25 protein-coding genes and 2 pseudogenes are annotated in these 23,938 nt (G+C 62.0%); 11 read left to right on the top strand and 16 right to left on the bottom strand.

What is annotated here, in order from left to right; genetic code table 11:
- Window positions 1-159: 159 nt before the first annotated feature.
- Window positions 160-1,110: a ParB/RepB/Spo0J family partition protein gene (locus K426_RS05545; protein WP_066554804.1), complete on the bottom strand. Its 951-nt coding sequence runs from the start codon at window positions 1,108-1,110 to the stop codon at window positions 160-162.
- A gap of 489 nt (window positions 1,111-1,599) precedes the next feature.
- Here K426_RS05545 and K426_RS05540 point away from each other — a divergent pair, with 489 nt between their 5' ends.
- Window positions 1,600-2,343 carry a glycosyltransferase family 2 protein gene (locus tag K426_RS05540; RefSeq protein ID WP_237229958.1) on the top strand — a complete coding sequence of 248 codons (744 nt, stop codon included), beginning with the start codon at window positions 1,600-1,602 and terminating at the stop codon, window positions 2,341-2,343.
- Between the two features lie 12 nt (window positions 2,344-2,355).
- Here the strand turns inward: K426_RS05540 and K426_RS05535 are convergent.
- The 3 genes and pseudogenes from K426_RS05535 to istA form a co-directional block, all read right to left on the bottom strand.
- A pseudogene (locus K426_RS05535) lies at window positions 2,356-2,922 on the bottom strand (transposase); the annotation flags it as partial.
- Window positions 2,923-3,075: 153 nt separating this feature from the next.
- On the bottom strand, window positions 3,076-3,804 hold the full coding sequence (gene istB, locus K426_RS05530; RefSeq protein ID WP_061939590.1) for an IS21-like element helper ATPase IstB: 729 nt from the start codon (window positions 3,802-3,804) through the stop codon (window positions 3,076-3,078).
- Window positions 3,791-5,305 (bottom strand): IS21 family transposase, encoded by a 1,515-nt coding sequence (gene istA / locus K426_RS05525; protein WP_061939592.1) that lies wholly within the window; start codon window positions 5,303-5,305, stop codon window positions 3,791-3,793. Before istA ends, istB begins: the two co-directional genes overlap by 14 nt.
- Window positions 5,306-5,434: 129 nt before the next feature.
- On the opposite strand from istA, the pseudogene K426_RS05520 reads away from it, so the two are divergent.
- A pseudogene (locus K426_RS05520) lies at window positions 5,435-6,182 on the top strand (IS5 family transposase); the annotation flags it as partial.
- A 371-nt stretch (window positions 6,183-6,553) separates the two neighbouring features.
- Here K426_RS05520 and K426_RS05515 read toward each other — a convergent pair.
- Genes K426_RS05515 through K426_RS05505 form a run of 3 tightly spaced genes read right to left on the bottom strand, consistent with a single transcriptional unit; the run spans window position 6,554 to window position 9,972 of the window.
- Window positions 6,554-7,510 (bottom strand): phytanoyl-CoA dioxygenase family protein, encoded by a 957-nt coding sequence (locus K426_RS05515; protein ID WP_066554801.1) that lies wholly within the window; start codon window positions 7,508-7,510, stop codon window positions 6,554-6,556.
- A complete protein-coding gene (locus tag K426_RS05510) occupies window positions 7,507-8,346 on the bottom strand; it encodes a DUF5672 family protein (RefSeq protein ID WP_237229954.1) in 840 nt (279 codons plus the stop codon). Before K426_RS05510 ends, K426_RS05515 begins: the two co-directional genes overlap by 4 nt.
- Before the next feature lie 6 nt (window positions 8,347-8,352).
- Window positions 8,353-9,972, bottom strand: a complete 1,620-nt coding sequence (locus K426_RS05505) for a glycosyltransferase family 2 protein (RefSeq protein WP_066554798.1) — start codon at window positions 9,970-9,972, stop codon at window positions 8,353-8,355.
- Between the two features lie 857 nt (window positions 9,973-10,829).
- Here K426_RS05505 and K426_RS05500 point away from each other — a divergent pair.
- A complete protein-coding gene (locus tag K426_RS05500; protein WP_066561397.1) occupies window positions 10,830-11,735 on the top strand; it encodes an ROK family protein in 906 nt (301 codons plus the stop codon).
- Here the strand turns inward: K426_RS05500 and K426_RS32455 are convergent.
- Entirely contained in the window at window positions 11,728-12,138 is a 411-nt protein-coding gene (locus K426_RS32455) for a hypothetical protein (protein ID WP_237229953.1), read from the bottom strand. The genes K426_RS05500 and K426_RS32455 overlap by 8 nt on opposite strands.
- A gap of 107 nt (window positions 12,139-12,245) precedes the next feature.
- Here K426_RS32455 and K426_RS05490 point away from each other — a divergent pair, with 107 nt between their 5' ends.
- Both K426_RS05490 and K426_RS05485 read left to right on the top strand, forming a co-directional pair.
- Window positions 12,246-13,067, top strand: a complete 822-nt coding sequence (locus tag K426_RS05490) for a class I mannose-6-phosphate isomerase (protein ID WP_066554790.1) — start codon at window positions 12,246-12,248, stop codon at window positions 13,065-13,067.
- A 46-nt stretch (window positions 13,068-13,113) separates the two neighbouring features.
- Window positions 13,114-13,716 (top strand): 5'-methylthioadenosine/S-adenosylhomocysteine nucleosidase, encoded by a 603-nt coding sequence (locus K426_RS05485; RefSeq protein WP_066554789.1) that lies wholly within the window; start codon window positions 13,114-13,116, stop codon window positions 13,714-13,716.
- A gap of 240 nt (window positions 13,717-13,956) precedes the next feature.
- Here K426_RS05485 and K426_RS05480 read toward each other — a convergent pair whose 3' ends face one another.
- The 4 genes from K426_RS05480 to petA all read right to left on the bottom strand — a co-directional run bounded on the left by K426_RS05480 (window position 13,957) and on the right by petA (window position 17,307).
- On the bottom strand, window positions 13,957-14,493 hold the full coding sequence (locus K426_RS05480) for an adenine phosphoribosyltransferase (RefSeq protein WP_066554788.1): 537 nt from the start codon (window positions 14,491-14,493) through the stop codon (window positions 13,957-13,959).
- A 67-nt stretch (window positions 14,494-14,560) separates the two neighbouring features.
- The gene (locus K426_RS05475; RefSeq protein ID WP_066554786.1) at window positions 14,561-15,409 is read right to left on the bottom strand and encodes a cytochrome c1; all 849 of its coding nucleotides are present in this window, start codon (window positions 15,407-15,409) and stop codon (window positions 14,561-14,563) included.
- Between the two features lie 15 nt (window positions 15,410-15,424).
- Window positions 15,425-16,717: a cytochrome b gene (locus tag K426_RS05470; protein ID WP_066554784.1), complete on the bottom strand. Its 1,293-nt coding sequence runs from the start codon at window positions 16,715-16,717 to the stop codon at window positions 15,425-15,427.
- A gap of 11 nt (window positions 16,718-16,728) precedes the next feature.
- Window positions 16,729-17,307 carry a ubiquinol-cytochrome c reductase iron-sulfur subunit gene (gene petA, locus K426_RS05465; protein WP_066554783.1) on the bottom strand — a complete coding sequence of 193 codons (579 nt, stop codon included), beginning with the start codon at window positions 17,305-17,307 and terminating at the stop codon, window positions 16,729-16,731.
- 192 nt (window positions 17,308-17,499) lie between these two features.
- On the opposite strand from petA, the gene K426_RS05460 reads away from it, so the two are divergent.
- The 3 genes from K426_RS05460 to K426_RS05450 are packed head-to-tail and all read left to right on the top strand — an operon-like array spanning window position 17,500 to window position 19,443.
- Window positions 17,500-17,970 carry a tRNA (cytidine(34)-2'-O)-methyltransferase gene (locus K426_RS05460; RefSeq protein WP_066554782.1) on the top strand — a complete coding sequence of 157 codons (471 nt, stop codon included), beginning with the start codon at window positions 17,500-17,502 and terminating at the stop codon, window positions 17,968-17,970.
- Window positions 17,971-17,983: 13 nt separating this feature from the next.
- Window positions 17,984-18,835, top strand: a complete 852-nt coding sequence (gene hemF, locus K426_RS05455) for an oxygen-dependent coproporphyrinogen oxidase (protein WP_066554780.1) — start codon at window positions 17,984-17,986, stop codon at window positions 18,833-18,835.
- Between the two features lie 8 nt (window positions 18,836-18,843).
- The gene (locus tag K426_RS05450) at window positions 18,844-19,443 is read left to right on the top strand and encodes a GNAT family N-acetyltransferase (protein ID WP_066554778.1); all 600 of its coding nucleotides are present in this window, start codon (window positions 18,844-18,846) and stop codon (window positions 19,441-19,443) included.
- Here K426_RS05450 and K426_RS05445 read toward each other — a convergent pair.
- Window positions 19,425-20,213 (bottom strand): hypothetical protein, encoded by a 789-nt coding sequence (locus tag K426_RS05445; RefSeq protein WP_066554775.1) that lies wholly within the window; start codon window positions 20,211-20,213, stop codon window positions 19,425-19,427. The genes K426_RS05450 and K426_RS05445 overlap by 19 nt on opposite strands.
- A 129-nt stretch (window positions 20,214-20,342) precedes the next feature.
- Between K426_RS05445 and lipB the strand changes: the two genes are divergently transcribed.
- The 3 genes from lipB (at window position 20,343) to K426_RS05430 (ending at window position 22,191) form a co-directional block, all read left to right on the top strand.
- On the top strand, window positions 20,343-21,053 hold the full coding sequence (gene lipB, locus K426_RS05440) for a lipoyl(octanoyl) transferase LipB (protein ID WP_066554774.1): 711 nt from the start codon (window positions 20,343-20,345) through the stop codon (window positions 21,051-21,053).
- 61 nt (window positions 21,054-21,114) lie between these two features.
- Window positions 21,115-21,408 carry a hypothetical protein gene (locus K426_RS05435; RefSeq protein ID WP_066554771.1) on the top strand — a complete coding sequence of 98 codons (294 nt, stop codon included), beginning with the start codon at window positions 21,115-21,117 and terminating at the stop codon, window positions 21,406-21,408.
- Between the two features lie 75 nt (window positions 21,409-21,483).
- A complete protein-coding gene (locus K426_RS05430; protein WP_066554767.1) occupies window positions 21,484-22,191 on the top strand; it encodes a hypothetical protein in 708 nt (235 codons plus the stop codon).
- A gap of 109 nt (window positions 22,192-22,300) precedes the next feature.
- On the opposite strand, the gene queE is transcribed toward K426_RS05430, so the two are convergent.
- Genes queE through K426_RS31795 form a run of 3 tightly spaced genes read right to left on the bottom strand, consistent with a single transcriptional unit; the run spans window position 22,301 to window position 23,820 of the window.
- Window positions 22,301-22,948 (bottom strand): 7-carboxy-7-deazaguanine synthase, encoded by a 648-nt coding sequence (queE, locus tag K426_RS05425; protein ID WP_066554764.1) that lies wholly within the window; start codon window positions 22,946-22,948, stop codon window positions 22,301-22,303.
- Window positions 22,949-22,952: 4 nt separating this feature from the next.
- Entirely contained in the window at window positions 22,953-23,645 is a 693-nt protein-coding gene (gene queC / locus K426_RS05420) for a 7-cyano-7-deazaguanine synthase QueC (protein ID WP_066554761.1), read from the bottom strand.
- 10 nt (window positions 23,646-23,655) lie between these two features.
- The gene (locus K426_RS31795) at window positions 23,656-23,820 is read right to left on the bottom strand and encodes a hypothetical protein (RefSeq protein WP_158511728.1); all 165 of its coding nucleotides are present in this window, start codon (window positions 23,818-23,820) and stop codon (window positions 23,656-23,658) included.
- Window positions 23,821-23,938: the final 118 nt, after the last annotated feature.

The raw sequence follows: 23,938 nt of genomic DNA, 5'->3' as shown, positions 1-23,938 counted from the left end.
CCTCCACCCCCTGCGGCGGAGGAGAACACGTTATCGCGCGCCCATAACTTTAATTAGTCTTCTCACCCTTCAAAGCTGGGACCGATCGGATCTTTTCCGTTCGACCGGCAAAAAAGAGGGCGGTTGCGCGCACGCAACCGCCCTCCATACTCTGCCGCCCTAGCCAGCACGCAGCGTGGTCAGCGCCACCCGGATCGAAGCCATCAGCATCGGCAACTCGACAGACCCCGCCTCGGGGCCGATGGCGATACGAACCGCCCCCGACTTGGAGCGCGTGACCGAACCGAGGATGATGTCGTCATCGACGACGATGTCGATGCCGCCATCTTTGTGGGAGGGAGCGAGCGCCTGACGAAGTTGGCCGAAAACCTCCGCTGCGCTGCCCGGCGCGGCCGCATCGATCGCGGCGATGACCTCGGCGTGTCGATCCCCCTCGAAACCCTCGTCTGTCGGATCGGCCTCGTCATTCACGTTGCGAAGCAGGCTCATCAGCCAACTGGCCTGCGCTGCCGAGATAGCGCGATGATCATCGATCTTCTTGCCGACGAACTGGAGCACGCGCAGAACATCGAGAACTCGCGAGATCGATGCCTTGTGCAAGCCGAACGCATCGGCGCACGCCTTTCCGGTGTGATACTGGTGATCGATGGCGGCCTGGTAGAAGCGGGCGCGCTCGATCGGCGTGAGATCCGAGCGGGGGCCATTTTCGGCGGCAGCGAAGCGGAACGCAGCGTCCTCGTCCATCTGGACGATCTGGACCAGCAGCTTGACGGGATAGCCTTCATCGTTGAGCAAGCGAATGGCTTTCCAGCGGCGCACCCCCGCGACAATTTCGAGGCGGTCATCTTCAAGGCGGCGGACACGGACGGGAACCTGCTGATCCGACGCCTTGATCGATTCCGCCAGCGGACGGATATCCGCATCGACCAGCTTATCGGCGTCGCGTGCGGTATGCTGCCAGACAACGCATTTCTCCGCGTCAACGAAGAGGGACTTGGGCGAGAAGGCGGGCGTCGCGCTCAAAGTGAATTCCGGCTTCGGGTCCGGGATCATGTCCGCGTCAGTGATGCCGACAACGTCAGGGAACATTTCATTCTGATAGTCCTGCATAGGTACCTCCATTGTTGCAGAGGCCCATCTGTTTCACAGGCAGGGGATGTGATTCGGAGAGATAGCTCTTTGGGAGCGCACTGAGTCCTTCACCTCAATACTCGAAGGCAGTCCGCTTAAGTTCCAATAGCAACGGGGGCGATACACCAGCGCACACCATGGCGCTCGCTCCAAGCAATGCAGCGTTCCACGCTGAACCAATCGATTGGTTCACATAGACAGCCGCGAGACATATTCCTCCGGCAGAAGCTGAAGCGCAATATCATGCGACGCTGGAGGACAGACCCTGCAGCATAGCTCAAACCTAAATCACCTCCAGCGAACCAGCCGGTTCACCGGCTAATCCCTGCGCGGTTAGACGCGGATTGGGCACTCGGTTGTACTCAGCCTGTAGGCGCTTCGCGGCCTGTTAGGTCTGCTCTCAAAGACATTTAAGTTTCATTTACCATTTTCTCGTAGCCGTCTACCATGCACCTTGGGGGAAACGGCATGATTAAATCGCTCAAGACGGTGTTTGCCTTACCAGAGGAAGGCGGCGTCGACGTATCGATAGTCATGCCCTGTTTAGACGAGGTTCAATGCCTGCCTCACTGCATCGCAAATGCGCAGGACGCCCTTGACCAGATTGCGGCAGAGTACGGCCTTACCGGCGAGATTCTAGTCGCGGACAACGGATCGACTGATGGCAGTCAGGCGCTGGCGCTCAGCCTTGGCGCGCGGGTCGTCCCGGTTGCGGAGAAAGGCTACGGAGCTGCGCTGATCGGCGGCTGTCGCGGCGCCTATGGCAGCTACATCCTCATGGGCGATTGTGATGGCAGCTACGACTTCACTGATGGCGTGAAGATGATTGGCCGCCTACTCGACGGAGCCGACCTTTGTATGGGCTCCCGTTTCAAAGGAGGTATCGGCCCAGGTGCCATGCCTTGGAAGAACCGTTACATCGGAAATCCCGCGCTGACCGCGATTCTGAACCTGTTCTTCCGGGCTGGCGTAGAAGATGCTCACTGCGGTTTACGGGCGATCCGACGCGAAGCATGCGCCCGTCTCAACCTGCAGAGCTCGGGCATGGAATTTGCGAGCGAGATGATCATCAAGGCGAGCCTCCATCGCCTTCGCATAGATGAGGTTCCGGCCACGCTGTCACCGGACCTGCGAATGCGAGCACCCCATCTTCGTCCTTGGCGCGACGGATGGCGGCATCTGCGCTATCTGTTCATGCTAACAGCGCGGTGACGAAGTCGGTTTTCAGCCGGGTCTGTCAGCGCCTTCAGGGGTAAAAACGATGAGGAGCATGGCCCTTTCTCCGTCGAACTCGGCGACGAGGGCGATGACGAGCGCAACATCGGTCTGAACTACGAACAAGAATGCCTTGGATGCGCCCCTGGCGCCCCTCGGAGTGCCGCAACCGAACAGGGCGCGCATGAGAATGCCAAGATTGAACCCGGCGACGTGGATCAAATAACGCTTGTGAACATTCTCGCGCCCGCGCAGCCACGCGCGGCGCATGCCGCCGCGATCCAGGACGTGGGCAAAGCTACGCTCGACCATCTCACCACGCTTGCGCATCGCCTTGCGTCCGACGGCGGATTTCAGGCGAGACCGATTGGCGTAGACGGCCTTCTGGGCAGCCTCGTCGCCGTGCCAGCGCAGATATCCATTCGGCGGTGCCGGCTCGGCGATGCGCGTCTTCCAGATGTCGCCGTCGAGACCCTTGAGGAGCTCGCGCGAATGATAGCCTTTATCGGTCACAAGATCGCAGGGATCCCCGGACGTCGGCGCCAGGCCAATGTCGGCGAGGTTGTCAATCGGCGTTCAATCGGGCCCCCCTATCGGCGCGCAAAAGGGACCCCGTTAGCGTTGCATAGATCGATCGATGTTGGGCGCGGGTTTCGCGCTGCTGGCGGCGTAGGGAGGGCGTAGCCCGACCGGAGGCGTCAGCAGCGCGAAGGCGTTTTTCTGATTGGGTCAGCTGCGGTTTTTGAAGCGCCAGCTGTCGTTGCCGGTCTCGACGATGTCGCAATGGTGGGTGATGCGGTCGAGCAGCGCGGTGGTCATCTTCGGGTCGCCGAACACGGTGGGCCACTCGCCGAAGGCGAGGTTGGTGGTGATGATGACCGAGGTCTGCTCGTAGAGCTTGCTGATCAGGTGGAACAAGAGCTGCCCGCCGGATCGGGCGAACGGCAGATAACCCAGTTCATCGAGCACCACGAGATCAAGCCGGCTGAGCTGGGCGGCGATGGATCCGGCTTTGCCGATGCGCGCCTCTTCCTCGAGCCGGGTGACGAGATCGACCGTGTTGAAGTAGCGCCCACGGGCACCGGCACGCACGACGCTGGCGGTGACTGCGGTGGCCAGATGGGTCTTGCCCGTCCCTGTGCCGCCGATGAGCACGATGTTGCGGCGACCGGGCAGGAACGAACCTGCGTGCAGGGAACGCACCAGCCCTTCGTTGATAGGGGTGCCCTCGAACACGAAGGCATCGAGGTCCTTGATTACAGGCAGCTTGGCCGCGGTCATGCGATAGCGGATCGAGGCGGCATGACGATGCGCCGCTTCTGCCCGCAGCAGGTCGGTCAGGATCTCGTTGGTCGTGCGCTTGCGCTGCAACCCGGTGGTGACCGCCTCGTCGAAGGCCCCTGCCATGCCCTTGAGCCCGAGCGCTCGCATCGCCTCGATCATCTCATGCCGTTGCATGGAGGCCTCGCACTGTGTCATAGCGCGCACAGTCCGCAACCGGCGGGTGGCTGAGCTTGAGATCAACGACCACGTCCAAAGGGCGCTCGGATGGCGGGTCCCGGTATCGGGCCAGGATGTTGAGGATCACCTCGTCGCTGACGGCCCCGTTATCGAGCGCCTCCCGGATCGCGGCCTCGACCGCTTCCAGACCATCGGTCATTACGGCTGCCAGCACGCGCACAAAGCGGCGGTCGGCTTCATCACCGCCGCCCAGCTTGCGCCGCAACCGCGTTAGTGCCGGTGGCAGGTCCCACCCCTGGAAGGGCGCGCCGTTCCGCAAAGCGCCGGGCTTGTTCGCCAGAACGGGCAGGTAATGCCAGGGATCATAGATCGTCCGGTCACGGCCGAAGTGCCGGGCATGTTCGGCGATGACCTCGTCGCCGAGGCGCACGACAATGCGGTCGGCATAGGCGCGGACCTGGACGGCCCGCCGCGCAGCCTTGGCCATGACCGAGTAGCGGTTGCGGTCGAAGCTGATCAGGCACGTGCCGGTCACGGCATGGGCGGTCTCGTGGAAGCCGTCGAAGGGCGCCAGCATCGGCTGCAGGGCTGGCCGTTCGAGAGCCAGCGCCTCGGCAACGGTCAGCTCCTTCTGCTCGGGATGCGCGTGCGTTGCGGCCCAGCGCAGGCACTCGGCCTCCAGCCACCCGTTGAGCTCCTCGATGCTGGCAAAGCGCAGGCGAGGCTGGAAGAACCGGCCCCGGATCGTCTGGACTTGGTGTTCGACCTGACCCTTCTCCCATCCCGCCGCCGGCGAGCAAGCGGTCGGCTCGACCATGTAATGATCGGCCATGACCAGAAAGCGGCGGTTGAACACGCGCTCCTTGCCGACGAACACGGTGGTGACCGCGGTCTTCATGTTATCGTAGATGCCGCGCAGGGGAACGCCGCCAAAAAAGGCAAAGCCCCGGGCATGGGCGTCGAACACCATCTCCTGCGTCTCGCGCGGATAGGCCCGGACGTAGACAGCCCGCGACGCACACAGCCGCATCTGCGCCACCTTCACTCGCATCGGCTTGCCCGCGATCTCCACATCCTCGTGGCTCCAGTCGAACTGGTAGGCCTCGCCGGGCTTGAACATGAGCGGGATGAACGCGGGCGCCCCATCACCCGCATCCTTGCGCCTCGCTTCCGTCCAGCGCCGGGCGTAGCGCCGGACCGCGTCGTAGGATCCCTCGAACCCCTCACGGCACAGCAGATCATGGATCCGGGTCATGCGCAGCCGATCACGCCGGTGCCGGACCTCGTTCTCCGCCAGCAGCGTATCAAGCCGCTCCTGGAACGGACCAAGCCGGGGCAGCGGCTGAACCGTGCGGCGATAATCGAACGCGCCTTCCGGCGCCCGGATCGCCTTGCGCACTACCTTGCGAGACAGCCGCAGATCCCGCGCAATCGCCTTGATCGCCTTCCCGCTCGCGTGCTCCCGCCGAATCCGAACAACCGTCTCCACCACCAACATCCCGATCTCACCACCTGGAAAACCAGGCAGTCAACTACACCACCAGAATGAGGGGTCCCATTTAGACGCCGATCACCCCGCTAACGGGGTCCCTTTTGCACGCCGGTCCACAGGAAGCGATCTTACTACGCGGAATGGAATTTGATCGAACCCTATTCGCCCGCGTCATGCCAAAGCGGACGGCGACGGCGTTGGCCGATGCGGGAGATCATGAGGCCATTTTCTATTTGCTGCGGGCAGGATGTCCTTGGCGGCTTTTGCCTGACAGCTTTCCACCATGGCGCACGGTCTACCGGTCTACCGGTGGTTCTGCACACTGCGTGATGACGGGATATTCGAACGTCTCAACCACCATCTCGTCCAGATGGACCGCGTCCGAACAGGGCGAGAACCGATGCCGTCAGCAGCGGCCATCGACAGCCAGAGTGTGAAGATCACCGAAGCGGGCGGACCGCGCGGCTATGATGCGGGTAAGATCATGGGCCGCAAGCGCCACGCCATGGTCGATACCGATGGCCGTGCGCTTGAACTGCTGGCCCATGACGCTGATGTGGAGGACCGAGACGGCGCAGTGCCTTTGCTCAGGCAATCACGCCAGCGGCACCCCTTGGTCGCGCACGCCTATGCCGACAGCGCCTACAACAGCAATCGCGTCCGAGACGCTACCTCCATCACGATAGAGATCGTTCGGAAATTCGCCGACCAGACCGGGTTCGTCGTCCATTCCAGACGGTGGGTGATCGAACGAACCTTCGCATGGCTCAATCGAAATCGCCGCTTGGCCAAGGACTTCGAGCGAACCATCAAATCCGCAACTGCCCTACTCTATGCCGCTACTGCCATCGTCCTCATCAGGCGCATCGCTCGTTATGCATGAGATTCAAGACAGGCTCTCAGGCGGACAGTAAATTCCAATGAACGACCCCCTCCATGTCGGGCGTGCCCTTTCAACCGCAAGGTTAATAACCCCCTGAGCTATACGCCTATATTGTCGCGATAGATTTCTGAAAATCATATATATATAAATATTAATGGCATGATGATGCGTAGCGAATAGATATTCTTAATCTATAAACTTCATCGACGAATTCGACGCGCCTTGACGACGAACGGACATGTCGGTCAGCATAATTATCACATTCTGGTCGCTACCCCCTATCTGCGGACGAGAGTGGAAGCGGTCGCCCGGCAAATCGTTCGGTGCCATAGCCAATTTGCAGGATTTGAACCGAGCGCGGCGTGGCTGGACTAAAAGGCAGACGACATGACCCGCTTCAGTTTCCGCCAGATGGACCGGCCCTTGGCCTTCCTTTCAGGCGGCGGCGCCCTGACATCTTCTCCCTGATAATGGCTTATCCGTGGCTGGCCATCGCTGATTGATGCCAGTTCGCGCAGAGCCAGCCTTCCCAGCGCTTCGTCGGAAAAGGCTGGCGTGTAATAGATGCAATCATCGAAATAATAATGCGTCACCTGTGACCAGCGCGTCAAACGATGATCAGCCTGGCGGCTGCCACCATGCAGCAGGTTCGCGCACCAGATCAGCGCCTGCCCCTTGTGTGCCAAGAAAACTTCCTCCTTTGCGTCATGAACTTCACACAGTGCGCGCCAAGCCGGTCCGTAAGGATCCTGTGCCGAACTCAGATCGCCCCCATAACCCCGCCGCCCAATCAGCGCATTCGACATGATCGGCCAGCGATGAGATCCGGGATAATAGAGTAACGGCCCTGCATCGGGACCGACATCCTCCATGGCCAGCCATACCCCGCACATAAATCGTTCCGGCAGGCTCGAAAAATGCACGGAGTCTGAGTGGGCATCCTGTTGCGTGCCGACCGGGAAGTTGAGTGTCTGAAATGGAAAGGCACGACGCCCATATAGCTTACTCAGTAGATCCAGCACCGCCTCGTTTGCGGCAATAGCACGAACATCTTCGTTGACGGCCCAAGCATCCTGGATGCGGCGTTCGCCTATCGTTTTGTCGCTTTGAGGATCGTCGAAATCGATCCCGTAACGAGGTGACAAATTGCGCTTAATCCGATCAATTCGCGCATCGAGATCCGCGTCCGGAAAATCGAACACCGCGTAGCCCTTTTCGTACAGGCTGGCGGCGATCCCCTCTTCCTCAGCATTTAGCCCTTGCTCTGCCTTGAGCACGGGAAACAGCGGAGACTCGATCAGCGGTAAACCAGGTAATGGGTTGGTCACAGATTGTCACGCCTTCTGCTGGATGGCTTCAGCAGACTGTGGGTTACCACAGTTGCTTTGGATCCGGTGTACTGCTTCACGTAGTCCACAATCATCCTCACCATGCGCAAGAAACCGCCAGGGCCATGCCGGACATCGTTCAAAATGCTGGTGAGATCATGCTTTATCGTTCCACGGTCATCAAGACCTCGATAAACCCGCCAGAAAGCCTCCATGCCGATTGCGCGAGGCATGTTCCACACGCCATGATAGCCAAAGCTCCTTTCCAAATCGCCATTTCGCTCGGTGGCGAACAAGTCGGCAAGCGCACGTGGAGCAAAGCGCATCCCTTCCCCTTCGAGCCAAGAGCGATTGGCGCGCCCGATAGCAAGATCCTCGGGATGGGACGCGCTGAACCTCGGATGGAGGCAAGCCTCAAGCAGGCACCGGCTGCGAAGGGAAAAGCCGCCATTGCCTACATCATGGCCATCATCGAACTGCGGCCAACTCGCGCCGATATAGTCATAATCGAGAAACTCAGGACGCCATCTTGCTGCGTCGAGCACATGACCATCCCACTGGACTATCAGGCAATGGGAAGTGGCCACATAATCCACCATCCGCGACAGAACAAATTCGGAATAGGCTGCGGAGGAGTCGAGCCGAGAGATGGGGATGACGGAAATTTCGGGATGATCAGGCCTTACGGGGGCGTCAGTTAACAGCTTGCAAGCAGCGAAATCGATCTGGGCCAAACATAATTCGAGCGCCCGTAACGTTGCCGGCACGTTGACCGAGGTGACCGCGCACAGCGTCACTTGTGGCAAAGCGAGTCGTCTGGAGGGTAACGCCGCCACAGCGTCCTACAGCCCCACCACAAAACGTTCGCTCGCACGGCTGAGTTCAGGGTGATGGAATGGATCAACGACCTTCGCCGTTCCCCACGACCGTTGAAGCGCCGCAAGCTCCCCCGCGAATCTGGCCGCTCCGACTGGGTCACGATCGAAGCCGCGTGAAACCGATTCATGGTGAATCAGCGTCGCACGCGGTTCATAGAGCGACTGCCAGCCTCGCTGATTGAGCCGCATGCAAAGATCCACGTCATTGAAGGCAACAGGAAAATTGCACTCGTCTAGACCACCCGTCGCAAGGAAGCGCTCGCGCGATACAACCAGACAAGCGGCCGTCACCGCTGTGGTGAACTGCGGAAGCGCGTGGCGATAGAAATAGCCTTCTTCATCCGGCTTGAGAAAACGATGGGCATGACCTGCCGCATTTCCCACACCGATCACGACACCGGCATGTTGGATCCGCCCATCTGGATAAAGCAGCCGCGCACCCACAGCTCCGACATCCGCCCTCAAGGCCTGGGCAGCCATCGTCGCCAGCCACATGGGTTCAATCACCTCGATATCGTTGTTAAGGAGGCACAGCAGTTGCCCCCGCGCCTCTCCCACAGCGCGATTGTTGATCGCGGAATAGTTAAATGCACCCGCATGGCGCAGTACCCGATGGCGGGGCAGGTCGAGGCCGGCGAGAAACGCAAGAGTCTGCGGATCATCGCTGTCATTGTCTACGACGATCACCTCGACATCGGGATAGTCAGTCGCCGCTATCCCCTTCAGACAGGTCTGCAACAGGTCCAGTCGATTGCGCGTAGGCACGATGACAGTGACGCACGGTAGCTCCCCCTTCACTTGGCAAGGAACTGCAGGGACCTGAGGACGAGGACGGCTCCCGCGATGGTGCAGAATTTTTCGAACATGCAGAGGATCCGCCTCCCCCACTTTGCGCGTTACCAGCTGCCGCGCCCAGTCAGGTGCCTCGGCAACCGCCTCCAACTCCTGACGCGAGGAGCGCAAGATACAAGCGCCAGTCAGATAGTCGAAATAGTGGAATAGCTCGCTGTTCCAATCTGGCTTGAAATGCGGCGCGGTTCGGCGCCCTTTCCCGTTCAGAAGATCATCATCGGCGTATACGATCCGCGCATCCGTACCGTCAGTGGCGGTTCGGTAAGTTTGCATCGCTCCCCGCGCGAGCTGATCGCCAGCTGCCATAGGCAGCAACCAAGGCTCACCCTCCCAATGGATTTGTCGGGCTGCCTCCACAAGGGAGGGCACGTCCATGGAACCAATCACTAGCGCCCGCACGCCCTCAGCAGATAGGTTAAGGAGGGTTTTCTCCAGTTCCCGCTTACCCGCTCCGACCTCAACAAGAGCTAGGATCGGCGGCCCCGCATCGCAATTCGCCGGAGGAAGGGCGTTCTTCTCCTCCAATGATAACCACATGTCGTAGGCTCGGCGCGAGCCTCCGAGCAGCCGCGCAAACTGGCTATGAGAGCGCAGCCGCTTTCGACGCAGGCGCCACCAGGCAGCCATCGAATAGCCCCGCGGCGAAGCAAGGAAGGCATCGAAATGGATGCACAGCTTCAACCAGAGGCCGGGACTTGCGGTTGGGTAGGTTTCTGTCCTGTTCGACGGCATGGCCGGGTGCGTTAGCGGATTGGCGGATAGAAACAAAGCGAAAGCAACCGATCACTTCATGGTAGCGAGATATCCGCTGTCGACGCCGCCAAGACTCGATAACCGTATGGCGTGCCTTATCTCTGTGAGCCTGACAGCTATCCGGTCTCCCAATGATATCCGAAAGAAAAACGCGGCGGCGGAAAAGCCTTGCGATGGTCTGATTGTTGTCAGAGGTGCGCGGCGCGCACAGTTAAATGCTAATCCTAACCGTTCATCCCCCTCCTGGAGCAAAGGTGCCGCCTCGCTCGACTACCGCTGTTTCGGTGGCGAACACCGCCTGAGATTGATGCGATGGTGCGTCACGATCGGTGTGCAAAAGTGATCGGTAGGTTGCCGAGCGCTTTTTTTCGTTGCACTGAGAGCGAGCTTCACTCGGGATGCCGGGACTGGCTTCGCCGCCCTGTGAGACGTAACGGCCTGCCTGATTTCCCCCGCCATCTGCCTCGATCCTCGACAATCAGAGCTTGCGTGAAACTTGCGTGTAAATCCTTCTAAACCACCGTCTGTTCACTTCTTGTACTCGTTTGCTACGAGGACAACGTGACGTTTTTCAATCACTTACGTTTTCATCCCTGTGTTGACATCGCAGGGGTCGCAAGTTCAATCCTTGCCACGCCCACCATTGAAAACCCCGCTGACCTCGATAGGCCAGCGGGGTTTTTGATTTGGGCCGATCCCCATCAACAGCCTGAGCCATATTCCGCATGAAGCCGGGACTGGACCATCACCTTCGGGATGGACGGTAAAGCGGGGCGCTTCCGGACTTGAGAGGATTGGGCCAATATGATTGGTGCGCGATGATGAACGCTGAACCGATGCTGGCCGGGGTCGAACTCGGGGGAACCAAGGTCTTCGTGCTGCGCGCACGCGGCAGGACGATATTGGGCCGGGAGATAATTCCCACCACGACCCCCGCAGACACGCTATCCAGGGCCGTCGCGATCCTGGAGCGCTGGCATGCCGAGACGCCCTTCGCAGCGATCGGGATCGGCAGCTTCGGTCCGCTTCGTCTGGACCGCCGCGCGCCCGATTTCGGCTTCATGCTGCCAACGCCCAAGCCCGATTGGGCAGGCGCGGATATTTTCGGCACGTTGACCGCGCCTTTCGATTGCCCCGCCGCGATCGATACCGACGTCAACGGCGCCGCGCTGGCGGAATCGCGATGGGGAGCAGGCGCGCAAGCCGATGGGCCATCCGACAGCCTGTGCTACATCACCATCGGCACCGGCGTGGGCGGGGGTTTCGCCTTCAACGGCCGCACGGTCCATGGCGCCATGCATCCGGAAATCGGCCATATCCGCGTGCCCCGCGCTCCAGGCGACCGCTTCGCAGGCAGTTGCCCCTTCCATGGCGACTGCATCGAGGGGCTGGTGTCCGGCCCCGCACTCGCCAAACGCTTCGGCGTTCCAGGCCATGAAATCGATGCCGCCGATCCGCGCTGGGATGATGTGGCGAACGATATCGCGCATCTGGTTTCGACCATCCTGCTCAGCACTGCGGCCCGCCAGGTGCTGATCGGGGGCGGCGTCGGCATGGGGCGGGTCGATCTGCTGAATCGGATCCGCGAAAAGGTCGTCGCCCAGCTTGGAGGCTATTTGCCGCATGTCGACAGCGACAGCGTCAGTCGAATCGTTACCGCGCCGCTGCTGGGCGATCAGGCCGGCCCTCTGGGCACGGTGGCCTTGGCCATGGATGCGTTGGAGGGGGCGGGGATCAATTGACTCTGTGCCCGCGGAAGAGCGGCAGGAAGATCATCGGCACGATCAGGGCGATCACGCCCGCGACCAAGGGATCGTCGACCAGTCGATAGACAATCGTGAAGAACACCAGGACCGCCGCCCCTGCCAGAAGAGGGAAGAGGACACGAACCAAGCCTTCCTCCACCCTTGGAAGAACCTGCCGGGTCCGGGCCATGATGGACCCCTCCCCTTGGCCTAGGCCGCGCCGGTCGGGCAGGCGCACGCCGAACTTCCTGTCCTTGCCGGGCCGGTTCATCTCTTTTTTATCCTCGCTGAAAATACTAGTTTCATATAGAAACTGGAAATCCAATTTCCAGACGCGAAGATCGCTACGCATCGTTTCCAGTCCGGACGGAGGAATGGTCTGCGGCCTTTCTCCCGCCATTGCGGAGCATTACCGTTGCCGACCGCCGCGCGTTTTTCCAACACGCATTCCGCCGCGTCCCGACAAGAGCGCTTGCCTGCCGGGAACGACCGCTCATAAAGAGCCACATGACCACGACCCGCCTTCTCACTCACTTGGTCGAAAAACCCTGGGGCCGCACCGACATCCCCTCCGCCATCGCCTCGACCGAAGGCAAGCGCATCGGCGAAGTCTGGTTCTCGCCGCCAAAGGAGGCCGGTCAGGCCAGGCCACTGCCGCTGCTGGTCAAATATATCTTCACCAGCGAGAAGCTGTCGGTGCAGGTTCACCCCAATGATGCGCAGGCGCAGAAACAAGGGCTGGCGGGCGGCAAGTCCGAATGCTGGTATATTTTGGACGCGGAGCCCGATGCACGGCTAGGCATCGGCCTGACACGCGACCTGCCGGTGCAGGAACTGCGCACCGCCGCCCTGGACGGCAAAATCGAAGCGCTGATGGACTGGAAGGCGGTGAGCGCAGGCAGCTTTTATTATATCCCCGCCGGTACGGTGCATACGATCGGCGGCGGTGTGACCCTGGTGGAAATACAGCAGAATAACGACGTGACCTACCGCCTTTACGACTATGGCCGTCCGCGCGAACTGCATCTGGACGAGGCGATGGCCGTCAGCATCGCCACGCCCCATGCGATGCCGGACCGCATCGTTCCGATCACTGCGGAAGAGACGCTGGTCGCAAGCTCCGATGCGCCCTTCATCCTGGACATGGTGCAGGGCAAGGCAGGAACCGTCCGGCAGATCGAGGGCAAGATGCTGTGGTTCATTCCGCTGGCGGGCTCCGGCACGATCGATGGGCAGGCTTGGCGGCAGGGCGAATGCTGGCTGATCGAAGGGACTGCCGACCTTGCCATCGACACCGGCATGAGCGCGCTGCTTGCCCGCCTGCCCTGAGCGGACATCAATGAAGGAGAGGGGGACGGCCATGCCAAGCGGAGAAATGATCGCGAACAAGCGGGTTCTGTTCGTGATGGCGGTCGAGGATGAATATGGGCCTCATCTCAAGGCACGATTCGATCCGTTGATGATCGGGGTCGGCCCGGTGGAAGCGGCGCTCAGCACCGGGCTGGCGCTCCAGCGGCTGAACCAGGATCAGTCCTTGCCGGATCTCGTCGTTTCGCTGGGTTCGGCGGGATCGCGCAACTGCACTTTAGGGGAGGTGTATCAGGTCGCCAGCGTGTCCTGGCGGGACATGGATGCCTCCCGCCTCGGCTTTCCCAAGGGAGTCACGCCTTTTTCGGATCATCCGGTCGACATGCCGCTGCATACGCCGCTGGAACTGCGCGCTGCCCGGCTCTCCACGGGAGCGAATATCGTGGGTGGGGAGGATTATGCCGCGATCGATGCCGACATGGTCGACATGGAAACCTTTGCGGTGGTCCGCGCCTGCCAGCGCTTCGGAGTGCCGGTGATGGGGCTGCGGGGCATTTCCGATGGCCCCGGCGAACTGGGCGACATGCTGGGATGGACCCAATTGCTGGCGCTGCTGGACGAGCGCCTGGCGAAAGCGGTGGACATGCTGGAGGGCGCGCTTGGAGGGTAGACGTTTAACCTCATAGCGGAGCAATGGGTGGGGAGCGGATTTTCAGTTTCCGTTCGCCCTGAGCTTGTCGAAGGGTCTTGCTGAGCGAAGGGGAAGCATGGGAGCCTCACTCCGCTCGGTTGAGGACTTCGACTTGCCGAAGGCAAGTTTATCCTGAGCGCCTGCCTTGGCAGGCAGACGAAGGGCTCAGCCCGAACGGATATCTCTCGTCAGCAATTGGCCAATTGCGGCCTTAACTGATCAATGCCCTTCAAAGGCAATGATCGCCGCAGACGCCACGCCGTCCGCTTCCAGCGCCGCCATGCCACCCAGATCGGGCAGATCGATGGCAAAAAGCGCCATCAACACGGTCGCACCCTGCTCACGGACCAGTTGAGCCGCCGCGAGCGCGGTGCCGCCGGTCGCGATCAGATCGTCCACCAGCACCACCCGCGCGCCATCCGGAATCTGCCCTTCATGCAGTTCCAGCCTGTCGGTGCCATATTCCAGCACATAATCGATGCCGACGGTTTTGCCGGGCAGCTTGCCTTTCTTGCGGACGGGCACGAATCCCACCCCCAGCGCATGGGCCAACGCCGCGCCCAGAATGAAACCCCGCGCCTCGATCCCCACGATGAACGCCGGATCGAGCGGCCGGGCGACCGCCGCCATGCGCTCCACCAGTTCTGCCAGACCGGCCCCGTCCGCCAGCAGGGTCGTGATGTCCCGGAACTGGATGCCGGGCTTGGGGAAGTCGGGGATGGTGCGGACCAGGGCCGCCAGACTGTCAGCGCTCATCTTTGCCTCATAAGAAAAAGGGGGCCCGGTTTCCCGTGCCCCCTCCCATGTCCGTTTCAGGTCGCGATCAGGCGGCCTTTTTCTTGTCCGCCCAGATATTCTGATAGGCCATATAAGCCAAGCCCGTCGCGATCAGCAGGAAGAAGATCGTCGCCAGACCCGCGCGGCGGCGGTTTTCCAGCTTGGGTTCGGCCGTCCAGGTCAGGAAGGCCGCGACGTCCTGCGCCATCTGGTCGACCGACGCCTTGGTGCCGTCGCCATAGGTCACCTGACCATCGGCCGTCAGCGGCGGCGCCATGGCCAAGTTCAGGTTGGCGAAATAGGGGTTGAAGTGCAGCCCCTCCGGCGTCTTGGCGTCGGGGAATTCCTTCAGCAACTCAGCCGGCTGCGCCTGGAAGCCCGTCAGCAGCGAATAGACATAGGCGCTGCCATGGTGGCGGGCCTTGGTCATCAGCGACAAATCCGGCGGGATCGCGTTATTGTTCGCCGCCATCGCCGCGACATTGTTGGCGAAGGGCTTGGGGAAATAATCCGCCGGGATCGGATCGCGGGTCGACATCTCGCCCGTCTTGGGATCGACGTCGGGGGTCTTGATCGCCCACTGCTTGGCGATCGCCTTGATCTCCGCCTCGTTATAGCCAATGCCCTTGAGGTCGCGGAAAGCCACGAACTTCAGGCTGTGACAGGCCGAGCAGACCTCCTTGAAGACCTGAAACCCGCGCTGGAGCTGCGCCTGGTCGAACTTGCCGAAGGGGCCGTCGAACGAGAAAGCGACATGCTTGGGATCGCGGTGGAATTCATGTTCCACCGTGACCGCCGGCGGATCGGTGACATAGGCCACCGCGCCCACCAGAAAGGAAACCAACAGCCAGCCAGCGAAAAAGAGGCCGACGAGAAATGCGCCAATGCGAACCATCTTCTGTCTACCCCCTTATTCGGCCGGAACCGCGACGGGTTCGCCGTCGGTCTTGCCATATTTCGCCAGCACCGCCTCGGTGATCGAGTTCGGCAACGGCAGCGGCTTTTCAAAGCGCGAGATCAGCGGAAGGATGATCAGGAAGTGCGCGAAATAATAAGCCGCAGCGACCTGGGAGATCATCACATAGGGTTCCGCCGCCGGCGCGCCGCCGCAATAACCCAGGACAAATACATCGAGGATCAGGATCCAGAAGAACTTCTTGAAGGTCGGGCGATAGCTGCCCGAACGCACGCCCGAGGTGTCAAGCCAGGGCAGGAAGAAGAGCAGCAGGATCGACGCGAACATCGCCAGCACGCCCAGCAGCTTCGCCGGAACGAAGAAGAAGTCGACGGTGAAGGCGCGCAGGATCGCGTAGAAGGGCCAGAAATACCATTCCGGCACGATATGCGCGGGCGTCGAGAGCGGGTTCGCCTCGATATAGTTATCCGGGTGCCCCAGATAGTTCGGCGCATAGAACAGCAGGATCGCGAAGATGATCAGGAACACGCCCGCCCCGAAGCCGTCCTTCGCGGTGTAATAGGGGTGGAAGGGCACAGTGTCCTGCGGCCCCTTCACTTCCACGCCGGTCGGGTTGGACGAGCCCGGAATGTGCAGCGCCCAGATGTGCAGGATCACCACCGCCGCGATCACGAAGGGCAGCAGGAAGTGCAGCGAGAAGAAGCGGTTGAGCGAGGCGTTGCCGGGCGCGAAACCGCCGAGCAGCCAGGTCTGGATCGGCTCGCCCACCACGGGAATCGCGCCGAACAGGCCGGTGATCACCTTCGCCCCCCAGTAGGACATCTGACCCCAGGGCAGCACATAGCCCATGAAGGCGGTCGCCATCATGAGGAGGAAGATCACGAGGCCCAGCAGCCACACCATTTCGCGAGGCGCCTTGTAGGAGCCGAAATAGAGACCGCGGAAGATGTGCAGATAGACGACGATGAAGAAGAAGCTGGCGCCATTGGCATGCGCGTAGCGCATCAGCCAGCCCGCATTCACGTCGCGCATCGTGTGTTCGACGGTGCTGAATGCAACCGCAGCGTTCGCGCCATAGTGCATCGCCATGATCACGCCGGTGACGATCTGGATCATCAGCGCCAGACCGGCGAGCACGCCGAAGTTCCAGAAATAATTGAGGTTGCGCGGCACCGGATAGCCGGCGCCCACGGCGTTGTAGACGAGGCGCGGCAGCGGCAGCTTCTCGTCGATCCACTGCATCGCGGGATGCTTGGGAGTATAATGTTCAGCCCATGGAAAGCTCATGACAGTCCCCCTCAACCCACGAGAATGGCGGTGTCGGAAGTGAAGCTGTACTTCGGCACTTCCAGGTTCTTCGGCGCGGGGCCTTTGCGGATACGGGCGGCGGTGTCGTAGGACGAACCGTGGCAGGGGCAGAAATAGCCGCCGAACTCGCCGCGATTCTCACCCTCGCCCGCGCCCAGCGGCACACAGCCCAGATGGGTGCAGACGCCCATGGTGATCAGCCACTGCTTCTTGCCGTCGACCGTGCGTTGCTCCAGCGTCTGCGGATCGCGCAGCGTGGACGGATCGACCTTGTCGGCCTCGGCTATTTCCTTGTCGGTCAGGTGCCGCACGAACAGCGGCTGCGACCGGAAGGTGGTCTTGATCGCCTGACCCGGCTGGATCGACGAGATATCGACTTCGGTCGACGCGAGCGCCAGCACATCCGCGCTGGGGTTCATCTGGTCGACCAGCGGCACGACAACCGCGACCGCACCGACGCCGGCGAAGCTCACCGCGGCGATATTGATGAAATCACGCCGGCGAACACCATCGCCGCCCCCACCGGAGACGGATGCCGCCTCACTCTCCACATGTTCAACGATCGCCATGCACCTCAACCCTTGCAAGAACGTCCCTGGCCCCGCCGCATCGCCCCTTATGGCTATGTTATCAGGAGAGCCGCAGCGCCCATATAAATGGGCGCGCTTTTCCCCCTGGCGCGGTTTGCAGGCCTGATAACCGTAGGATGCGCCATTTGCCAAGCAATTTAGACAGGCTATGAGAATTAACCGGGCTGTTCTATGGCGCGGGCTATGCGTATCGCCCTTTACCAACCCGAAATCGCCGGCAATGTCGGCGCAATTCTGCGCCTTGCCGCCTGCTTTTCCGTGCCCGTGGACATCATCATGCCGATGGGATTCGCCTTTTCCGACGCAAAGCTGAAGCGGGCGGCGATGGATTATGGCGCGTCGGCCGATGTGACGCGCCACGCCAATTTCGAGGCGTTCGATGCCCTTCGCCGGGCGCAGGGACGGCGGCTGATGCTGATGAGCAGCCATGCTTCGCAGCGTCTGCCGGACGTCGAATTCCGTGCCGACGACATATTGCTGATGGGGTCGGAAAGCGCCGGCGTGCCCGATACCGTCCGCGATCTGGTGGACGTGCGCGTGCGCATTCCGATGGCGGCGGGCTTTCGATCCTTGAACATCGCCGTTTCCACGGGCATCGCGATTGCCGAGGCTCTTCGCCAGACTGGACGTTTCCCGCAATGACCGAGTTTCCAACATGACATTGTCTCTCAATCCGCATCAGCAAGCCGCCCGCAACTGGTTCGAATCGCTTCGGGATCGCATCTGCGCCGAATTCGAGGCGATTGAGCGCGAGGCAGGTTCCGATGCCCGCTTCGACTATATAGCCTGGGATCGCGAGGCTCCCGGCCTAGCTGCCGGAGAAGGCGGCGGCGGCGTGCGCGGCGTCATGAAGGGCAAGGTGTTCGAAAAGGTCGGCGTCAACGTCTCGACCGTCGGCGGCGCCTTTTCGCCCGAATTCGCCAAGACCATCCATGGCGCGAGCGACGACCCGAGCTTCTTCGCCACCGGCATCAGCCTGGTCGCGCATATGGCCAATCCCCATGTGCCCGCCGTGCACATGAACACGCGCTATCTGGTGACGTCGAAAAGCTGGTTCGGCGGCGGTGCCGACCTCAACCCGCCCTTGCCGCGCGATGAGGACACGGCCCATTTCCATGATGTGCTAAAGGCCGCCTGTGATGCCCATGACGCGGACTATTATCCCCGCTTCAAGACATGGGCGGACGACTATTTCTTCATCCCCCATCGCGGCGTACATCGTGGCGTCGGCGGGATTTTCTACGATCATCTGGAGGGCGACTTCGACGCCAATTTCGCCTTTACCCAGGATGTGGGCGAAGCGTTCGTCAAGGCATTCCCGCCCATCGTCCGCCGCCGGATGAACGAAAGCTGGTCGGAGGAAGAGTATGCCCGCATGCTGGAATGGCGCGGCCGCTATGCCGAATTCAACCTGGTGCATGATCGCGGCACGCTGTTCGGGCTCAAGACCGGGGGAAATGTCGACGCGATCCTGATGAGCCTGCCGCCGATGGCAAGCTGGAGCTGACGCCGCCCATGAGTCTGACAACCGTCCCCGACGGCCAGATCGCGACGATCGTCACCCATCTGGAAATGCGGGAGCGGCCCCGGCCCGCACCGATGCCGCCCACCCCGCTGCGGCTGGTGCCGTGGAAGACCCCGACGCCCGACGCCTATCGCGCGCTGTTCCGGCGCGTGGGCGAACCGTGGCTATGGTTCTCTCGCCTGATGATGGACGATGCGGCGTTGACGGCGATCATCCACGATCCCGCTGTCGAGGTCTACGCCGTGACCGACCCGCGCGGCGTGGAGGTCGGGCTGCTGGAGCTGGATTTCCGCTCATTGCCCGATTGCGAGCTGGCCTTTTTCGGGCTGATCCCGACGCTGAACGGCAAGGGATTGGGCAAATGGTTGATCGCGCAGGCCAAGACGCTGGCCTGGCGCAAGGATGTCATGCGCTTCTGGGTGCATAGCTGCACGCTGGACAGTCCGGCAGCGCTGGGTTTTTACCAGAAGGCAGGCTTCGTGCCGACCAAGCGCGAGGTCGAGATCTTTGCCGATCCGCGACTGGCTGGTTTATTGCCGCCCGACGCCGCGCCCCATGTGCCGATGCTGGGTCAGTCGGCTACGGCCTGACGATAGAGCCGCGCCAGCATCACCAGCATATAGACCTGCACCACCGTCGAGACAGCGGCGGCGGCCACGCCGCCGATCAGCCGCCCCCCCGTTTGCCCGCCGACCAGCGTGCCGATGACGCCGAAAACGGACTGCGCGGCGCCCCCGATAATGGCCGACAGCAGCGTCAGCGCCAGCACGAAGCCCAGCAGCCGCCAGAAATGCCCACGTGTCAGCGCCCAGCCGTAGCGCAGCGAAGCCATCACCCCCTCCGTCCCGTCGATCACCACGGGGTTGAGCAGCAGCAGCCGCACGCTGGCGAAGATGGTGACGGCGACCACCCCCGCGCCCAGCAGCAGGGCCAGGGTCGCGCCCAGCGGCTTGGCGACCAGCGACAGCGCGGTCACGACCAGCGTCGCTGCGATCACCGCCCCCGCCAGAAAGCCCGCGACCACCAGCGCGGTGCCCAGCAGCACCGGCAAGCGCGCGCAACTCAGCCGCAGCGCCTCCCCCACGCTGATGCCGGGACGAAGGGCCAGCGCAAACAGCGTCAGCGATCCGAACCAGATGATGACGACCGCCAGCATCATCGCCAGCCAGAAGCTGCCCGGCACCTGCGGCATGCTCGCTTCCGACAGGTTCCATTTGGCGAGTTCGGGCGGCGTCATTTCCTGCAGGATCAAGCCCGGCAGCGCCACGAACAGCAGGGCGACCGGAAACAGCAGGCTGCTTTCGCGCGAGACGAAGGCGACCGCCTCCTCCCAAGCCTTGCCGATGGACATTGTCGCCATATCTTTAACCCTGTTGTTTGCTGCCGCATCGCTTCTTGCGCAAAACCGGTTCCCACTTTTGCCCGCGATGCTTTTGGAAAAACGCGGAGGAGACTTGATCGCTCGCTCACGCCAAGTCAAGGAAGCGCCATGTCGTCCCTGCCCCAGCCCTTAGCCGAAACCATGGAATGGCGCGTGGAAAGCGCGCCCGTCGACTATCCCGCGGCGCTGGCGGAGATGGAGGCGCGGGCGGCGGCGATCTTCGAGGGGCAGGCCAGCGAACGGGTCTGGCTGCTTGAACATCCGCCGCTCTATACGGCAGGCACCAGCGCCGATCCGGCCGAACTGCTCGACCCGCGCTTTCCGGTCCATGATGCCGGGCGCGGGGGACGCTATACCTATCATGGGCCGGGCCAGCGCATCGGCTATCTCAATATCGACCTGCGGGAACGCGGCAAGGATGTGCGCAACTTCGTCCATCATCTGGAAGGCTGGATGATCGATGCGCTGGGCGACCTGGGCATTGCCGCCCGCCGCGCGGAGGGGCGGATCGGCATCTGGACCGACGATCTGCAAGGGCGCGAGGCGAAGATCGGCGCGCTCGGCATCCGGGTACGGCGCTGGGTCACGCTCCACGGCTTTTCGATCAATGTCGATCCCGATCTGTCCCATTTCGGAGGCATTGTGCCGTGCGGCCTGGCCGAATATCCGGTAACCAGCATCGCCGCGCTCGGCAAAAAAGCGTCGATGACGGAGCTTGACGCGGCGCTAGCCCGGCATCTCCCGGCCTTTATCGGCCGCCTGCGCCGCTGCGGGACAGGCGACCCCACGGGGGTTGAGCAATGCGAGATGGGCCGCTAGGGTCGCCGCTTTCGCCAGGTGGGGGGCTGCCGGGCATGCTTGAACGCTTGAGGAGACCCGGATGCGTCCTGACGCGAAGACGATGGTGAAGACGCTGATTTTGACGGGCTGCATCGCGCTTGCCGGATGCGGCAGCAAGAAGGAAAGCAGCACCGCCGTTCCGATGAACAATCTGGAAGTGGTGGATGGCACCGCAACCGACGCCATGACCGATCTGGACGGCGTGCAGAGCGAGGGCACCGCCATGGCCGTGCCCGCGAACCGCAGCGACAATGCGGCCGCTCCGGCTCCCGCTCCCAAGAATGAGAGCGCGGAAAAGCCCGCCGCGGATACGGAAGTGCTGTCGGATCAATAGGCTGGCGTCCACGTTCAGGCGTGATACAGACGAACCGGAGATAGTTCGCAGCGGTCGCTTCAAAGAGGGATTTCGATGACATTCCGTTCCATAGTGCACGGATTCTTTGGGCGCAGGGCCGTCCTGGGATTGGCCGCGCTGGCGGCGCCGTTGTTGACGCAGCCGGCCGCCGCGCAATTTTTCTGGTCCCCACCCGATTTCTCCACCCCGCCCCTGACGGATGCGGAGGCAGCCACCGCGCTCGGCCTGCCGGGTGCAAACCCGGCGGAGATCAAGGCAGGGCTGGTGTGGAACCTGCGCGCCGCGCTCAATGTAGCGGCTTTGCAATGCCAGTTCGAACCGACCCTGCTGTCGATCAGCAACTATAATGCGATGATCGCCCATCATGACGCCGAACTCGACGCGGCGCAGGCCACGCTGCTCGGCTATTTCCAGCGCACCGTCGGCAAGGGCAAGCCCGGCCAGATGGCGTCGGACCAATATGGCACGCGCATCTATTCGGGCTATTCGACGGTGCAGGCGCAGCGCGGCTTCTGTCAGGCGGCGGCGCTGGTGGGGCGGCAGGCGATCTTCGCCCAGCGCGGGACGCTCAACGACGTGGCGCGCAATGGTCTTGGCTCGATCAAGAAGTCGCTGATCCTGGCCGGCGAGCAATTTTATGGCGATCCGGGCCGGAGCTATTCGCTGACACTGCCGTCCTTCGACCCCAAATGCTGGAAGAAGGGCAAGATGTTGCCCGCCTGCCAGATCGCGTGGAACCAGAAGACCGGCGTTCAGCCCTGATAGATTGATGGCTGTAATGGCCTATTGCTGACGTCAACGATCATCATCCCAGCGAAAGCTGGGATGACGGAAATGATGTCCGGCAGCCACCCAATTCAGGCAGCACTCTTTATCGCAACCCCAGATATTTGTGCGACTGGAGGCTGAGGCGCCAGCGCGGCCTGTCCATCACCAGGTCCACCACAGCCTGGGCGTTTTTCGCCGCATCGGGGTCATCCAGCGGCTGCACCAGCAAATGATCGAAGGCCCAGCCTTCCATATCCTCGACATCGGCCAGGCTGTGCCCTAACCCCGGCTGCGGCCAGACCAGCTTCAGCTCATTGCCGCTGCGCTGGACCACCTCGCTACCCGCCTTGGGGCTGATACACACCCAGTCCAGCCCGGGATGCGCGGGCAAAGTGCCGTTGCTCTCGATCGCGATGGCAAAGCCGCGCGCATGCAGCGCATCGACCAGCGCATCATCGATCTGGAGCATCGGCTCCCCGCCGGTGAGCACGATATAGCGCCCCTCCCGCCCCTCGCCCCAAAAGGCCAGAGCCGCATCGGCCAGACTGTCCGCGTCGGCAAATTTGCCGCCGCCATCGCCATCCGTGCCGACGAAATCCGTGTCGCAAAATTGGCAGATCGCGCTTGCCCGGTCCTGCTCCCGCCCGCTCCACAGATTGCAGCCGGCAAAGCGCAGGAACACCGCGCGGCGTCCGGCATGGACGCCCTCTCCCTGCAAAGTCAGGAACATTTCCTTGACGGCATAGCTCATGGCGTCAGGGCTTTACTGCATAGATGGTGGGATCGGGCAGCCCCGCTTCCTGGAACCCCTTGGAACGCAGGCGGCAACTGTCGCACAGGCCGCAATGCTTGCCGTCGGGCGTCGGATCGTAGCAGGACCAGCTCAGCCCCGCGTCCAGCCCCAGCCGATGCGCCTCTCGCACGATATCGGCCTTGCTCATATGCTGGAGCGGCGCGTTGATGCGGATAGGATGGCCCTCGACCCCGGCCTTGGTGGCCAGCGCCGCCATCTTCTGGAACGCGTCGATGAACTCCGGGCGGCAATCGGGATAGCCCGAATAATCGAGCGCATTGACGCCGATGAACACATCGCTCGCGCCCGCCACTTCCGCCAGGCCCAGGGTCAGCGACAGGAAGATGGTGTTGCGCGCGGGCACATAGGTCACGGGAATGCCGGGGCCGACCCCGCCCTTGGGCACGGCGATGTCGGCGGTCAGCGCCGACCCGCCAAAGGCCGTGAGGTCGAGCGGCAACACGATATGCGAGATCGCGTTGAGCGCCGTCGCCACCCGGCCCGCCGCCCGCAATTCCAGGCGGTGGCGCTGATTATAATCGATCGAGAGCGCAAGCACGCGATAGCCGGCCTCGCGCGCCAGCCCGCCCGCAACCATGGAGTCGAGCCCGCCCGACAGCAGGACGACGGCGAATTTTCCGCTATTGGCAACCATAAGCCTCGCGCTACCCCTCCCGACGCGTCAGCGCAAGCGCGTCCAGCCTAATTTCATATTCTTCAGCCATATCGGCGTGAATCTTACTTATGGCGGGATCGGTAGCCTCTGAGGCCAATTCACGGGCCGTCTTTGCTCGCCGAGCAAAATAAGCGCGGTCTTGATCGTCGAACATAATTCCTCCTTCCTGCTAGGTGATTCCATCAAAGGATGGCAGGTCGAGTCAAGGCCGACGACTTATGACAAGATTCAGCGTTCGATCTCACCGCGATCTGCAGGGCGGATCGGTTTCG

Origin of the sequence: Sphingobium sp. TKS, assembly GCF_001563265.1 — a bacterium.
Lineage (GTDB): Bacteria > Pseudomonadota > Alphaproteobacteria > Sphingomonadales > Sphingomonadaceae > Sphingobium.
The sequence above is the reverse complement of the archived record's forward strand: the minus strand, read 5'-3'. Positions and strand labels throughout refer to the sequence as shown.

What these genes read in the sequence shown, in the direction of transcription:
- K426_RS05545 (WP_066554804.1), bottom strand. Translation starts at nt 1,110, where the DNA reads ATGCAGGACTATCAGAATGAAATGTTCCCTGACGTTGTCGGCATCACT.
- K426_RS05540 (WP_237229958.1), top strand. Translation starts at nt 1,600, where the DNA reads ATGATTAAATCGCTCAAGACGGTGTTTGCCTTACCAGAGGAAGGCGGC.
- istB (WP_061939590.1), bottom strand. Translation starts at nt 3,804, where the DNA reads ATGCAACGGCATGAGATGATCGAGGCGATGCGAGCGCTCGGGCTCAAG.
- istA (WP_061939592.1), bottom strand. Translation starts at nt 5,305, where the DNA reads ATGTTGGTGGTGGAGACGGTTGTTCGGATTCGGCGGGAGCACGCGAGC.
- K426_RS05505 (WP_066554798.1), bottom strand. Translation starts at nt 9,972, where the DNA reads ATGCCGTCGAACAGGACAGAAACCTACCCAACCGCAAGTCCCGGCCTC.
- K426_RS05500 (WP_066561397.1), top strand. Translation starts at nt 10,830, where the DNA reads ATGCTGGCCGGGGTCGAACTCGGGGGAACCAAGGTCTTCGTGCTGCGC.
- K426_RS32455 (WP_237229953.1), bottom strand. Translation starts at nt 12,138, where the DNA reads ATGGCGGGAGAAAGGCCGCAGACCATTCCTCCGTCCGGACTGGAAACG.
- K426_RS05490 (WP_066554790.1), top strand. Translation starts at nt 12,246, where the DNA reads ATGACCACGACCCGCCTTCTCACTCACTTGGTCGAAAAACCCTGGGGC.
- K426_RS05485 (WP_066554789.1), top strand. Translation starts at nt 13,114, where the DNA reads ATGATCGCGAACAAGCGGGTTCTGTTCGTGATGGCGGTCGAGGATGAA.
- K426_RS05480 (WP_066554788.1), bottom strand. Translation starts at nt 14,493, where the DNA reads ATGAGCGCTGACAGTCTGGCGGCCCTGGTCCGCACCATCCCCGACTTC.
- K426_RS05475 (WP_066554786.1), bottom strand. Translation starts at nt 15,409, where the DNA reads ATGGTTCGCATTGGCGCATTTCTCGTCGGCCTCTTTTTCGCTGGCTGG.
- K426_RS05470 (WP_066554784.1), bottom strand. Translation starts at nt 16,717, where the DNA reads ATGAGCTTTCCATGGGCTGAACATTATACTCCCAAGCATCCCGCGATG.
- petA (WP_066554783.1), bottom strand. Translation starts at nt 17,307, where the DNA reads ATGGCGATCGTTGAACATGTGGAGAGTGAGGCGGCATCCGTCTCCGGT.
- K426_RS05460 (WP_066554782.1), top strand. Translation starts at nt 17,500, where the DNA reads ATGGCGCGGGCTATGCGTATCGCCCTTTACCAACCCGAAATCGCCGGC.
- hemF (WP_066554780.1), top strand. Translation starts at nt 17,984, where the DNA reads ATGACATTGTCTCTCAATCCGCATCAGCAAGCCGCCCGCAACTGGTTC.
- K426_RS05450 (WP_066554778.1), top strand. Translation starts at nt 18,844, where the DNA reads ATGAGTCTGACAACCGTCCCCGACGGCCAGATCGCGACGATCGTCACC.
- K426_RS05445 (WP_066554775.1), bottom strand. Translation starts at nt 20,213, where the DNA reads ATGGCGACAATGTCCATCGGCAAGGCTTGGGAGGAGGCGGTCGCCTTC.
- lipB (WP_066554774.1), top strand. Translation starts at nt 20,343, where the DNA reads ATGTCGTCCCTGCCCCAGCCCTTAGCCGAAACCATGGAATGGCGCGTG.
- K426_RS05435 (WP_066554771.1), top strand. Translation starts at nt 21,115, where the DNA reads ATGCGTCCTGACGCGAAGACGATGGTGAAGACGCTGATTTTGACGGGC.
- K426_RS05430 (WP_066554767.1), top strand. Translation starts at nt 21,484, where the DNA reads ATGACATTCCGTTCCATAGTGCACGGATTCTTTGGGCGCAGGGCCGTC.
- queE (WP_066554764.1), bottom strand. Translation starts at nt 22,948, where the DNA reads ATGAGCTATGCCGTCAAGGAAATGTTCCTGACTTTGCAGGGAGAGGGC.
- queC (WP_066554761.1), bottom strand. Translation starts at nt 23,645, where the DNA reads ATGGTTGCCAATAGCGGAAAATTCGCCGTCGTCCTGCTGTCGGGCGGG.
- K426_RS31795 (WP_158511728.1), bottom strand. Translation starts at nt 23,820, where the DNA reads ATGTTCGACGATCAAGACCGCGCTTATTTTGCTCGGCGAGCAAAGACG.